General features: G+C 55.6%; 12 protein-coding genes. 10 read left to right on the top strand and 2 right to left on the bottom strand.

Annotated elements, in window-relative coordinates:
- From VGJ94_06245 to VGJ94_06270, 6 genes are all read left to right on the top strand, one after another.
- A partial coding sequence (locus tag VGJ94_06245) for a CocE/NonD family hydrolase (protein ID HEY3276202.1) occupies window positions 1–692 on the top strand: 692 nt, incomplete at its 5' end.
- A 277-nt stretch (window positions 693–969) separates the two neighbouring features.
- Window positions 970–1467 carry a hypothetical protein gene (locus tag VGJ94_06250; GenBank protein ID HEY3276203.1) on the top strand — a complete coding sequence of 166 codons (498 nt, stop codon included), beginning with the start codon at window positions 970–972 and terminating at the stop codon, window positions 1465–1467.
- 22 nt (window positions 1468–1489) lie between these two features.
- Window positions 1490–2047 carry a lipid-binding SYLF domain-containing protein gene (locus tag VGJ94_06255; GenBank protein HEY3276204.1) on the top strand — a complete coding sequence of 186 codons (558 nt, stop codon included), beginning with the start codon at window positions 1490–1492 and terminating at the stop codon, window positions 2045–2047.
- A 527-nt stretch (window positions 2048–2574) separates the two neighbouring features.
- The gene (locus VGJ94_06260; GenBank protein ID HEY3276205.1) at window positions 2575–4845 is read left to right on the top strand and encodes a serine hydrolase domain-containing protein; all 2271 of its coding nucleotides are present in this window, start codon (window positions 2575–2577) and stop codon (window positions 4843–4845) included.
- A complete protein-coding gene (locus VGJ94_06265) occupies window positions 4812–5030 on the top strand; it encodes a hypothetical protein (GenBank protein ID HEY3276206.1) in 219 nt (72 codons plus the stop codon). The genes VGJ94_06260 and VGJ94_06265 overlap by 34 nt, the downstream gene beginning before the upstream one ends.
- A 130-nt stretch (window positions 5031–5160) precedes the next feature.
- Window positions 5161–5853: an alpha/beta family hydrolase gene (locus VGJ94_06270; protein HEY3276207.1), complete on the top strand. Its 693-nt coding sequence runs from the start codon at window positions 5161–5163 to the stop codon at window positions 5851–5853.
- Window positions 5854–5857: 4 nt separating this feature from the next.
- Here VGJ94_06270 and VGJ94_06275 read toward each other — a convergent pair whose 3' ends face one another.
- Both VGJ94_06275 and VGJ94_06280 read right to left on the bottom strand, forming a co-directional pair.
- Window positions 5858–6886, bottom strand: coding sequence for a M48 family metallopeptidase (locus VGJ94_06275; protein HEY3276208.1), 1029 nt, complete (start codon window positions 6884–6886; stop codon window positions 5858–5860).
- On the bottom strand, window positions 6886–7998 hold the full coding sequence (locus tag VGJ94_06280) for a YjgN family protein (GenBank protein HEY3276209.1): 1113 nt from the start codon (window positions 7996–7998) through the stop codon (window positions 6886–6888). Before VGJ94_06280 ends, VGJ94_06275 begins: the two co-directional genes overlap by 1 nt.
- A 472-nt stretch (window positions 7999–8470) precedes the next feature.
- On the opposite strand from VGJ94_06280, the gene VGJ94_06285 reads away from it, so the two are divergent.
- The 4 genes from VGJ94_06285 to amrS all read left to right on the top strand — a co-directional run bounded on the left by VGJ94_06285 (window position 8471) and on the right by amrS (window position 13504).
- Window positions 8471–8635, top strand: coding sequence for a zinc ribbon domain-containing protein (locus VGJ94_06285; GenBank protein ID HEY3276210.1), 165 nt, complete (start codon window positions 8471–8473; stop codon window positions 8633–8635).
- A gap of 115 nt (window positions 8636–8750) precedes the next feature.
- Complete coding sequence (locus tag VGJ94_06290) at window positions 8751–10103, top strand: aminopeptidase (GenBank protein HEY3276211.1); 1353 nt, start codon at window positions 8751–8753, stop codon at window positions 10101–10103.
- A gap of 20 nt (window positions 10104–10123) precedes the next feature.
- A complete protein-coding gene (lon, locus tag VGJ94_06295; GenBank protein ID HEY3276212.1) occupies window positions 10124–12463 on the top strand; it encodes an endopeptidase La in 2340 nt (779 codons plus the stop codon).
- A gap of 27 nt (window positions 12464–12490) precedes the next feature.
- Window positions 12491–13504 carry an AmmeMemoRadiSam system radical SAM enzyme gene (gene amrS, locus VGJ94_06300; protein HEY3276213.1) on the top strand — a complete coding sequence of 338 codons (1014 nt, stop codon included), beginning with the start codon at window positions 12491–12493 and terminating at the stop codon, window positions 13502–13504.
- The last annotated feature ends 174 nt before the right edge of the window (window positions 13505–13678 follow it).

Below are 13678 nucleotides of genomic sequence, written 5' to 3' on the forward strand. Positions count from 1 at the left end.
TCCTTATTCTGCCTCGTTTCCTCTTTTTTTATGGAAATGCGGTAATCGCCGCTCCTCAACGGGCAATGGAAGCGGAGAAAGAAGAAGGCGACGAAGAGGAAAGCGCTCCCGCCGGGTCGGGATATAAATTTACGGTAGTAAGGGAGATGCTCACCATGGGGGACGGGGTGACGCTTGCCGTCTCATACTGGATGCCCCGGGCTAAGAAGGGGGGAGAAAAATTTCCCGTCTTTTTCGAAATGAACGGCTACCGGAAGGACGATCTGTCTTACCTGTCGTGGGATTATCCTGTGGGCGCCTATTTCGCGAGGCACGGATACGTGGTCGCGAAGGTGGACCTCCGGGGCACGGGCGACAGCACCGGGAATCTCCCGGAGGCGGAGTATTCCGAACAGGAGCTTTCCGACTGCGTGAAAGTTATCGATCAGCTCTCGAAAAAAACATGGTCGAACGGAAAAGTGGGCATGTACGGCCTTTCATGGGGAGCATTCAATTCCCTCATGACCGCCAGGCGTAAACCCCCTGCCCTCAAGGCAATCCTGATCGCCCATGCCTCCGACGACCTTTACTATCAGGACGTCCACTTCATCGACGGCGTGATGCATACCGATGTGTGGGAGGCGCTTTTCGAAGCCAAAAAGCTCGTACGGGAGAAGAAGTGGGAGAAGATAATCCCGCGGAAAAACCAATAACTCCGAATGCCCCGGCGGAAAGCAGCCCCGGCTGATCAGGAGCGGGCGGTCGGCTGATCCCGGGCTGAGGCCAAAAACCCTTTCTACCGTCCCCTATTCCACTTCGCCCACCTCTCTTACTGAATGCCGCGGCCCGGCCATCAAATCCCGCTCGATCCCTTCCTTATAGGACTAAAGTCCAATAGCAATGGCCCGAAAGGCTCGCTATAGTGTGGCAAGAGTTGCGCAATATACGTTGCGATCATCCCATCGCAAAGCGTGAACGGAGGGTGATAGAGTGAAAAGAAAAAGAGGAAATACCCAATTGACCGTGATTCTGGCCGGGCTGATCCTGGTGGTTGCCGGTGTCCTGGCGGCCCAGGACAAACCCGCCGACAACATGCAGTTCGTGCTCGAAAAGGCCAGGGCAGACAAGAAGCTGCTCGTCGCCCAGAACATGCAGCTTAGCGATTCGGAGGCAAAAGCCTTCTGGCCCGTCTATAACCGGTATCAGGACGAACTCTTTCTTCTTCGCACCCGCACCGTAAAACTGATCAAGGATTATGTGGCCTCCTACGATACGATGAATGACGCAACCGCGAACCGGCTGCTCGATGAATATCTCACCATCGAAAAGCTCCGTCTTAAGTTGCGCATCGAATATCTTCCTAAATTCCGTAATGTGTTGCCCAGCGTCAAGGTAATGCGCTACTACCAACTGGAGAATAAGATTAATGTGGCGATCGATTACGAATTGGCTGCAGCTATCCCGCTTATAGCAACAAACGCAAAATAATATGCTCAAGGAGGGTATGCACATGAGATGCCTTCGCTTCTCTATTGCTTTCTATATGCTTACAATGGGTGCCATCGTTTTTGCCGGGCCGGATTACGCCATAGCGGCCTCCGCAGCGGAGATAAACCGGGATGCCCGTGCAGCGCTCGAGATGCTGTATAAAAAATCGCCTATCGCGAAGGCGCTCGCTGAAAAGGCAAACGCGGTGCTTGTCTTTCCTCGCATTACCAAGGGAGGTTTCATCGTGGGCGGCCAGTATGGCGAGGGCGTCCTGTTAGAGGACGGAAAGGCCGTCTCCTACTATAACACCGTGTCGGCCTCCTATGGCCTCCAGGCAGGTCTCCAGAGATATGGGTACGCCCTGTTTCTCATGACCGGCTCCATGCGCTCCTATCTGGATAAGAGCGGCGGCTGGGAACTCGGCATGGCCCCCAATATTGTGATCGTCGACGTGGGGGCAGCCGGCGGCATATCGACCACCACCGCCCAATCGGACGCGTACGCCTTCTTCTTCAACCAGAAAGGACTTATGGCGGGCCTTGGTCTGCAGGGGACGAAGATTACGAAGATCGAAAAGTAAGACAAGAAAGGGTATGCCGGCGCGTAAGCGACCGCTGGATTGTCAAGAAAACCTGCCGGGGCCATCTTAAGGGGACGGTGGCTTCACCGCGATGATGTTCAGGCTGATGGGGGCTCTCCTCTCACCCTCAACGAGTTGGTGTCGTTGAAAATACCGGAGTCAAAGACTTTTCTGATGTGGCTGAAACCGGCCTTCGTAAGATAAGGCCGAATGAATTTTTCGTAGAGACCTGTCATATGCTAGTCATGGGCATCCGTGTGGCCGCCAAGGATCATGCGCATTACCTGAAATCTTTCGTTTACACTCAGTCTGTCTTGCTTGCCCCGCCTTTGCAAGCCGCCTGGACTCTCCCTTCCCGCAGGGAATTCTCCCCGACCCGCGACCGAAGGGAGGGAATATTTTTTCGCCTTTCTTCCTATTGTTCCGGGCTTGGACCGCGATAATATAATTACCGGCCCTTAAGCCCGATTCGCGTGAGGCCGCGGCAGGCATAATGAAGATTAAACGGACAGCCGAGGAAAAAAATCATGAGAATCAAGCGCATCCTGTCGATCGCGGCCGCGGCCGGCCTTTTTTTCGTTCTATCTTTTTTTGACCCCATGACCCGGTCCTACGCCGCCGATCCTTATGTCGCGACGATTGCCGAGGGACGTGCTGCGGCAGGCGAGGTCATGGCAAGTACGGGCGCCTCGTCGATTTCATTGGCTTTTATCGACGGGGAGCAGGTGGTCTGGGCGGAGGCTTTCGGCCTGGCGGACAAGGAAACGTCAGTGGCGCCCACCACCGAGACCATGTACGGCATCGGCTCCACGAGCAAGATCGTGGCGGCCATGGCGGTCATGAAGCTGGTGGACCAGAAAAAGGTGGTCCTCGATGCACCTCTGACCCGCTATATCCCATCGTTTACTATGAGCTCGTCAAAATACAGGCAGATTACGGTGAGGCAGCTCCTCAATCACTCCTCCGGCTTTCCGGGCACGGATTACCGCAATGCAGAAACTACCTCTCCTTCGGCCGGATATTCGGCCCAGGTGCTCTCCACCCTCTCGGACAGCCGGCTCAAGCACAACCCCGGTTTCATGAATGTCTATTGCAATGACGGGTTGACCGTGATCGAGCAGCTCGTTTCTTCGGTCACGGGCAAGGAATATGCGCAATTCATGGAGGACGAGATATTTACCCCCCTGGGTATGGGAAAGAGCCGTTATCCTCTCGACTATTTTCCGTACGGCGCCTTCGCCCACAGATATTCGGGAACAACCCGCCTGCCCCAGCTCTTCGTGAACGCTCTTGCCTCCGGGGGGCTCTACTCTACTCCGACCGACATGGCAAAACTCGCCATGGTGCTCATGGGAAAAGGCAAAATAGGGGAAAGGCGGCTCCTCTCCAGGGCCTCCGTCGCCGCAATGGGCGTGGATCAGACCATCGGCCGTTTCAATCCCGCCAAATCATATGCCTTAAGTTACGGACTCGGCCTCGACTCGGTCCACCAGCCCGGCTTGAAAGCAGTGGGCGTGACGGGCTGGCACAAGGGGGGAGATGTGACCTTATACGGCTCCGCCATTCTCATTGCACCGGTGGAGCGGCTGGCGGTCGTGGTCATTGGGGCGTCAGGGACTTTCGGCTCCGACCGGGCGACGTACATCGCGGAGCGGATACTTCTCAGGGCCCTCGTAGAAAAGGGAAAAATAGCGGCAATGCCCGTGCCCCTGAATCTCCAGCCCCTCCCCGTGAGGACCCCATCGGCCGGTCTGCTGAGCGCGTTACGGGGCTATTATATCGAAGGAAGCACTCTTCTACGGATCGAGCCGCAGCCGGGCCGATCCCTCACCATGTACCGGTGGGACACGGGAACAGGCGACTGGACAATCGTAAAAAGCGGTCTCAAATTCCGCAGCGACGGCACGTTTACGAGCGATGCCGAACCGGGCACGGCTTTTTCATTCAAGGCCGCCCAGGGAAGGCGCTACCTCATTGCCCGAACTGTCGGGGGATACGGACACTACAGGGACTATAGCGTCTCGGCTGAGAAGACAGAGGCAGCGGGTGACCTGCCGGCCCCATGGGCTAATCGTCTCGGCAGGAAATGGCTCATGGTGAATGAAAGTCCCCAGGCGGGCATGTGGAATGCCCCGGTCGCTCAGCTCATGTCGATCGACAACCTCCTCTTCGTCCGGACCACAGGATTTCAACCTCTCGATCCTTTTCTTAGCGATACGAGGGCGGGCATGACAATGCTCGTGCCCCAGATGAACGGACGGGACCAGAACGACCTGATGATCGAGACGCGGGAATCGGAGGAATGGGTCCGCTTCGGAAGCTATCTCTATCGCCCCGCGGAAACGGTGCAGGGCCTTAATAGCGCGGGAGACACCGTCACGATTGGGGCCGAGGGCTTCGCAGAATGGCGGTCGGTCGTCACCGGGGCGGAGAAGACAATCTCGGTGGTCACGGTCGGCCCATGGAAGCTCTATGACAGCGGGTTCGCAGAAACGGACACGGCGGAAGGAACGAAGACCATTACGCTGCCCGCCGGCACGCACTATATGCTCTTTCATGGGAATGCCGAGGTCACCTCTGCATTCCCCGCTTCTCAGTTCCAGGCCATGCTTGATGCCTCCGTATCCGACACCGGCTTACCCGGCGTTGTCCTCGCCGTGAGCACCCCCATCGCGTCCTGGGTAGGGGCCGGCGGAAAATCAAGTCTCACCACGGGAGCGCTCCGACGGAGCCCGGAGGTTACGGCCTGGGGATCGGGAAGACCGTGGATGCCACGATATTCAATACCATCCTTATAGGCCATTCGGGCGAAAACCCCGGCACCATGACCTATTGGTATTACTTTCCCGACTACGGCACCACTATTTTCGTGGCCGCAAACAGAAGCGACACCCGGACCCGGCCCGACCAGGACGTCCCCGTGGACGCAGGCGCCCTGATCTACGAAATTTTTAAAAAGGCATGGCAGATCCTTCATCCTTGAGCATCATCATTCAATAAAAAGAGAATTTCAGGCAATACCCTCCCCGCCATGCTCATATCTGATTGCGGTTTCCGTAAAAACACATTATTATAGACGTGATCGGAAGGGCAGCGGACCGGAGGAGGGGCGGATGGGCGTGGCGCTTAGGATTGAAACGGTGACTATCCCGGTGGAGGGGAAGGAACAGACCTCGGGAATTCTCACCTTACCCGAAAAAGGGGCCGAAAAGACGGGCCTCATCGTAGCACACGGAGCGGGCAACGATATGCATACCAGCCTCCTCGCCGCATATGCGGAAGGGCTCGCCCTCGAGGGATACCCCGTTCTCAGGTTCAACTTTCTCTACAGCGACAGGGGAAAAAAATCGCCGGGCCGCACGGAAGCCCTCTATGCGGCATGGCACGCTTCTCATCAATTTTTCAAGAATTATATGGGCAGTGAGATCGACTCAGTGGTGGCCGCGGGAAAATCGATGGGGGGCAGAATCGCCGCGGAGATGGTCGCCCAGGGACTCCTTCCCGTCGAGCGCCTCATCTTTCTCGGTTACCCCCTCCATCCGGCCGGCGATAAGGATAAGCTCCGGGATGCGCGCCTTTACCTCATCGAGAAGCCCATGCTCTTTTTTGCCGGGACCCGTGATCCCCTGTGCGACCTCTCCCTTCTGGAGCCCGTACTCGAGAAGCTCCGTGTCCCGTGGGAGCTCTTCACCATCGAGAGGGGAGACCACTCCTTCCATGTACCCAAATCATCGGGGATTACCGATAAAGACATCTATTGCAGGATTACGGCCAAGAGCGTCGAATGGCTCTCACGGTCTTTTTAATCGTTTAAGGCCTGCCTCTTTTCTCCAGCTCCTCGATATGCTTTACCCTCTCCGAGAGGGTAGGATGGGTAGAGAGGAAAGGGAGGGAGACCGACCGGGTCTCTCCTTTATGGAGCTTTCCGAGCATCTTTATATAGGGGCCCGTACCCCAGCCTTTGCGGATGGCATAGAGGGCCGCCTCCCTGTCCGCCTCTTTTTCGAATTCCCGGGAATAGCCCGTCTGCACGAGGAGCATGGGGATCGATGCCGCGGTTGACGAGACAGTGGCGATATCTCCGGTCATTACGGAAATCATGAAGAAGACGCCGGTACTCTGCAGGATCTGACGCACCGCGTGCCTTCCTTTCACATGATACATCTCATGGGCCAGCACCCCGGCCAGCTCTCTCTCATCGGAAGCCTTCCGGATGAGCTCGTCGCTGACCACGATGATTCCCGAGGGAAGGGCGAAGGCATTTGCCCCTATCGCCTTTCCTTTCCTCATGAGGAGCCGGAAATCGTAGCCGGCGCCCACGTCGCGTTTCACCATGGCGAATATCCGTTCCACCTTGCGGGCCTCCTGAGGCGAGAGCCCCGAAGGGCCGAAAAACGTCTTGTCCATGATCGTGAGTCCGTCCCGACTCACCTGCTCCATTGAAGACACGGGTATGGAGGAGGCAACCTGCTTTGCGATAAAGGGAATCCCGTAGGAGATGAATATCCAGAAACAGAAGAGCAGGGCGGCAACGCAGCACGTCACTGCCTTCCACCGGGATTCAAAGTAGTGGACGAGCCTCATCCCCCTGTTCTCTCCCGCAAGCCGTTCCAACCGGTTCACCGCCTCCGTCTCCTCCGTCTCGAGGAGCCCTCCGTCAGGAAGCCTGATGGAACGCCGTGATCTGCCGAGGGGCGGGGCAATCACGCAGGAGTCAAGGGGCACGCTGAGAACGAGAGAGCCGTCTGCGCGCACCGTGAGCGCCAGGGTATCCCAGAAAACCTCCACGGGCTGCGGCGTCGAAACCTTCCCGTCAAAATAAAAGGCGCGGAATCCCATCACAAACCCACGGCGATATCGAAAATATCGGTAGCCGCGTCTCCCACGGCCCCCACGTCCTCTTCCGCCCGTGCCGCAAAATCCTCGAGCCCGAAAGAGGTGACGACCGCAAGGTTTTCAAGAATGTAGCGCGTCCTCCTCACCTTGGCCCAGGGGATGAGGAGACCGAGAGAGAAGATTATGGCAAGGATGTTGGTGAAGTAAATCCACGTGAGGCGCCCTACCTGCATGGTACTCTCAAGCGCAGCCCCGCCTATTGCCGATTGGGCGAAACAGTAGTTGTTGAGTCTCACATAGAAGTACTGCTTCAGAAATATATAACCCGTAAACCACCCCAGGGATAGGGCAAGAGGGACAAGCCATATAAGATGATCGGTCGTGCCCGCACGGCGAAGGAGAGGCCCGATGAAGGGCATGGCCATGACTATCGCAAAGCCGGCGATGGGGACAAAGACAGGAAAGAGCAGCACGATAGAATAGGCGCGGTAAAAAGGGCCTACCCTTCCATTGAAATCATTTTTGGCCGCTCCATAGGTCAAATTGTCGAAAAAGTAGTTCTTCTTGAGATAAATCCATGCAGGATAAAAAAATCCGAGGGACAAAGGAATGAACAAGGGACAGAGGAGGTACACGAAATATGATTCTTTCAGAGTCCCCACAAAATGGAACCTTATGTTCCTATAGGAAGAATTGCGTGCATTGAACCGGAGCGACTTGTAGATAAGATAGGGGAGGAAGATATAAAAGGCCGCCACGATATAGAGGGTATACACCGGCAGGACATTCTTGAGCACGTAGTAGAGAACCGCGCCCGCTCCTACAATGAGGTTCCCTTTCAAAATTGTGAGCGGATTTCCCAGAAATTCAAATGAATGGTCCGCGAGATGGGTATTGTTGTAGAAATACTGCCTGGTCCGCACCTTAGCCCATGCCGCATATATGCCAAGGGTAATAATGGTAAGAAAAACATTGACGATCCATATGCGGAAATACTCCTTCCCCGTACCCTCGAACCTGAAAGGATAACGCACCGCCTCATTCTCCTCCGGGACAGAAGCCTCCAAATCCACGCTCGCAGCCGGAACAACACCGCCATCCAAATAATCATTCATCTATCTCATCCATCCCCAAAAATTCAATTTCGCCGGTCACCCCATGCTATCAAAGCCCCCTATTTTTGTCAATTGCCGGTCGGTAGTGTACCTAATTTTTATCTTTCAATAATGCTTGTGATGATGATACATCTGCGTCCGCTCTGCCTTGCCCGCACTATTCAGCCCACCCTGCGGGATTTCTCCGGCATCCATATTATAAAGATTAATAGGCCGGGTCGTGTGGCCGCTGAAATTCGGGGGAGGCTTCAGATGTGCCGTCAGGCGAGGATCGGGGACCGTAGCCGTATATGGATACGGCGTAGGGCTCGACCGGAGCATGGCGGTGCATATGGAGTCTTCCCCGAATTTCAGTTGCCGTCCAAGCGCACACCCCGACGACAAACGCGCCTTTGACTATCCCTTGACACTGCGGGGCCATATGCCTACATTCGCTTATAGACCAACGCCGTTTCGACGGCAAGGAGGAGCGATGCCCATATACGATTTCGAGTGCCCGGCCTGCAAGCACCAATTTTCCCTGGCCATGAGCGTCTCCGACCTGGAGAAGGGAAAGATCGCCTGCCCCGAGTGCAAGAAAGAAGGCGCAAAGCAGATACTCTCCATCTTCACGGCCAAGACCAGCCGGAAGAGCTGACCCATCCGGCTCCATACGGGCCTTCTCCGTGACCCGGCCCGGTCCTCTCCCGGGGGCCGCGACACGCCTTGGTGATTGACTCTCCCGGGCAAATCTGATAGGTTATGGGACTATAATGGGAAAAGAATCGGGCTGGAAAAAGAGATCGCGGGAAGAGACAAAAGAGATATTCAAATTCGGCGAAGATTATAAACATTTTCTCGACGCAGCGAAAACCGAGCGGGAAGCGACCGCCTTTATCTGCCGGTACCTTACGGAGCACGGCTTCGCCGACAACCTTTCCTGGCAGAAGGCCTTTTTCAACCATCGAAACAAACAGGTCTTTGCCTTTATCCAGGGCAAGAAAGACCTGACCCATGGCCTCAATATCATCGCAGCCCATATCGACGCACCGAGGCTCGACCTCAAGCAGAACCCCCTTTACGAGGACGTGGAATTGGCCCTCCTCAGGACCCACTATTACGGGGGAATAAAGAAATACCAGTGGGTGGCCATACCCCTTGCACTCCATGGCGTCGTGGTAAAAATCGACGGTACGGTGGTAGATATCGTGATCGGAGAGAACGAGACCGATCCCGTCTTCGTCATTGACGATCTCCTCCCCCATCTCTCCCGGAAATCCCAGGACGTAAAAAGCCTTGCAGACGGGATCGAGGGCGAGAAGCTGGTCCTTCTTTTCGGAAGCATGCCTTTGGTGGGAGAGGAAAAAGAGCCCGTAAAAAAGGCGGTCCTCAAGATGCTCTCCGATACCTACGGAATCGGGGAAGAAGATTTTATAAGCGCCGAGCTCGAGGCGGTGCCCGCGTTCAAGGCGCGCGATGTGGGCATTGACCGGAGCCTTATCGGGGCCTACGGCCAGGATGACAGGGCGAGTGCCTATGCCCTCTTGAGGAGTATTACGGAGATAGCCGATCCCGAGCGCTCCTGTCTTGCGATCTTCACCGATAAAGAGGAGATCGGCTCGGAAGGCAATACGAGCATGAGGTCCCACGTGCTCCAGATCTTTCTCTACCGGGTGCTCGAGGGACTGGGAATGGCGGCCGACGAGGCAATGGTGAAAAGGATGCTCTTTACATCCAGGGCCCTTTCCGCGGACGTCAATGCCGCGCTCAATCCCTCTTACCAGGACCTGCACGAGAAACAGAATGCCTGCTACCTCGGCAGGGGCATCGGGATCTCGAAGTATACGGGCAGCGGCGGCAAATCCGCGGCCAGCGACGCCAATGCTGAATTTATCGGTGAAGTGAGACGCATCTTCGCCCGCGACGATATTCTCTGGCAAGCCGGAGAGATCGGAAAAATCGACGAGGGTGGAGGCGGAACGGTGGCAAAATTCCTGGCCGCCTACGGCATGGACATACTCGACTGCGGCCCCGCCCTCCTTGCAATGCATTCCCCATACGAAATATCGAGCAAATTCGATATGCACGAATCCTTCAGGGCTTTTAAAACCTTTTTCAAATCGTAATTACGGAGGCGCCTTACACAATGACTGAAATGGAAACTTTCGATACCCCGGAAATACTGCCGCTCCTTCCCGTTCGGGACATGGTGATGTATCCTTCCGTAATCCTTCCCCTTTTCGTGGGCAGGGACATGTCAATAAATGCAGTCGAAAAATCACTCTCCAAAGACAGGCTCATTCTCGTCACCGCCCAAAAAGATCTGACCGACGAGGACCCCCTGCCCGAGCGAATCTATTCGGTAGGAGTCGTCTCCCAGATCATGAGGATGCTCCGCCTCCCCGACGGCAGGGTCAAGGTGCTCATCCAGGGGCTCAAGAAAGCCCGCATCCTCGAATACGTTCAGGAGACCCCCACATTCCTCGTGAAGATCGAGGCCGTGGAGGAGCCCCTCATTACGGAGATCACCCTCGAAATCGAAGCCCTTATGAGATACGTGAAGGAAGAGATGGAAAAAGTCGTCTCCATGGGCAGGATGGTGCCCCCCGATATACTCATGGTCCTCGATACCATCGATGAGCCCGGAAAACTGGCCGATATCGCCGCCGCCAACCTCGGCCTCGCGGTGGACAAGGCCCAGGAAGTGCTGGAGATCGTCGATCCCGTGGAAAGGCTGAGGAAGCTCTCCGAGATACTCGGCAAAGAGATCGAGCTTCTCAATATGCAGGCAAAGATACTCTCCCAGGCAAAGGAAGAGATGTCGAAGACCCAGAGGGAATATTTCCTCAGGGAGCAGATGAAGGCGATCCGAAGCGAGCTCGGGGAGGGAGACGAGAGAACGGAGGACATCGAGGACCTCCGGAAGAAGATAAAAAAGGCGAAAATGCCGAAGGACATAGAAAAAGAGGCCTTCAAGCAGCTCGAGCGGCTCGACATGATGCACCCTGACGCCATCGAGTCGACCATGCTGCGCACCTACATAGAATGGCTTATCGACCTCCCGTGGAGCAAATCGACCAAAGACGACATCGAGATCAAGAAGGCAAAGGAGATCCTCGACGAGGACCATTACGATCTTGAAAAGGTGAAGGAGCGGATCCTCGAATTCTTAAGCGTCATCAAGCTGAAAGGCGAGCTCAAAGGCCCGATCCTCTGCCTGGTGGGCCCTCCCGGCGTGGGAAAGACCTCCCTCGGCAGGTCCATCGCCCGCGCCCTGGGCAGAAAATTCGCCCGCATCTCCCTGGGAGGCATGAAGGACGAGGCGGAGATCAGGGGGCACAGAAGGACCTACGTGGGCTCCATGCCCGGACGAATCATCCAGAGCCTCAAACAGGCGGGGACCAATAACCCGGTCTTCATGATGGATGAAATCGACAAGATCGGCTCCGACTTCAGAGGAGACCCTTCGAGCGCACTCCTCGAAGTCCTCGACCCGGAGCAGAACTACGCCTTCAGCGACCATTACCTGAACATCCCCTTCGATCTTTCCAAGGTCATGTTCATTACCACCGCGAACCGGATCGATACCATCCCCTCGGCCCTGCGCGACAGGATGGAGACCATAAATATTCCGGGTTATACGGAAAACGAAAAAGTGGCCATTGCAAAGAAGTACCTCATCCCGAAGCAGCTTACGGAGAACGGCCTCAAAGAGGGCATGCTCTCAATCGCCGATCATGCCATTGAAAAGATGGTGGAAGAGTATACGCGGGAGGCGGGTCTACGGAACCTCGAGCGCGAAGTCGCGGCCGTGGCGAGAAAGGTCGCCAAGAGAATCGCCGAGGGCGATTCACGAAAGGCCGTAATCACTGCCAGGAACCTCCGTTCTTACCTGGGTCTTGCGAAATTCCCGCCTGAAACGGGGATGGAGTTCGACACGGTGGGCGTGGCGAGCGGCCTTGCCTGGACCGAATCAGGCGGAGAGGTGCTCTATATAGAGGTATCGTGCAGAAAAGGAAAGAAAGAGCTGGCTCTCACGGGTAGCATGGGCGACGTAATGAAGGAATCGGCCCAGGCAGCCCTCACTTATATAAAATCAAAGGCAGAGGTCCTCGGAATAAGCGAGGACGTGTTCGATACCCTTGAGGCCCATATTCACGTTCCCCAGGGTGCAATACCCAAGGACGGGCCTTCGGCGGGCATCACCATGGCCGTAGCCCTTATAAGCGCCCTCACAAAAAGACCGCTGAACAGGAAAATCGCCATGACAGGCGAGATCACCCTCACGGGAAGGGTACTCCCCATAGGCGGCCTCAAGGAGAAGACCCTGGCCGCGCTCAGGGCGAACATGGAAACAGTGATTATCCCCGAGGAGAACAAGAGGGAGTTGAGCGAAATCCCCGACTACGTAAAAAGGAAGCTGAAATTCCTCCCCGCAAAGAACATGGATGACGTGGTAAGGATCATATTCGGCAAGAAGGCATAACCTCGCACCTTCCGAAAGGGGGCCGATATGCACGAAGCATCGTTTTACCGGAAGCTCGAGGAGAAGAAAGTCCTCTGCGGGCTGTGCAGGCATCACTGCAATATTGCCGAAGGGAAGAGGGGCATCTGCGGAGTACGGATCAATAAGGAGGGTACTCTTTATACCCTCGTCTATGCCATGCCCTGTTCCACCCACGTAGACCCCATCGAGAAAAAACCGCTCTTTCATTTTTATCCCGGATCCAAGTCCTATTCCATTGCCACCGTGGGCTGCAATTTCCGGTGCAAACACTGCCAAAACCATGAAATCTCTCAAATGCCCGCCGATATCAAATGTATCACCGGGCAGAGGCTCGAGCCGGCAGAGGCAATAGAGGCTGCGGCCATGTCAGGGTGCAGGAGCATCTCCTACACCTACACGGAACCGACCATGTTTTACGAATACGCCCTCGATATGGCGAAGCTGGCAAAAGAAAAGGGGATATCCAACTGTTTCGTGACGAACGGCTACATTGAGGAGGAGCCCCTTCGGACCATACGGCCCTATCTCGATGCGGCCAATATAGACCTCAAAGGTTTTAATGAGCACTTCTATAAAAAGGTCTGCGGCGCGGACCTGGCGAAGGTGCTCGATACGATCAGGCTTTATAAGGCGCTCGGCATCTGGATCGAGCTTACCACCCTCGTCATCCCCGGATATAACGACAAAGAGGAGGAGCTGCGGTCGATTGCCCGCTTCATCAGGACAGACCTGGGACCGGAAGTGCCCTGGCACGTGAGCGCCTTCTATCCCACCTATAAGCTTCTCGACGCGCCCAGGACCCCGCCGGCGACCCTGGAACGGGCCCGCACAATAGGGCTCGAGGAGGGGCTCCGCTATGTCTACGTGGGGAACATTCCCGGCCTCGAGGGGGAGGATACCTACTGTCACTCCTGTAAAGAGCATCTTATCGTAAGACGGGGTTTCACCGTACTCGACTACCATGTAGAGGAAGGCGCCTGCGCCTTCTGCGGCGCCCGGATCGACGGCATCGGACTCTAGTACCCCCATCCCCCCATTTCGGACGAATTCAGATACAAAGCCATATATTATTTTCATCGCCAATTGTGAATTTTTTAATTTGACAAGTTTATAAAATAAGGGTAAGGTGTTACCAAAATTTCAGGTATTCTTTTCGTGTTAGCGGGGGCTTTACGGGGTGGCAAAACACATCAC

Source organism: Syntrophorhabdaceae bacterium, assembly GCA_036504895.1.
In the GTDB taxonomy this organism is placed as follows: Bacteria; Desulfobacterota; Syntrophorhabdia; order Syntrophorhabdales; family Syntrophorhabdaceae; genus PNOM01.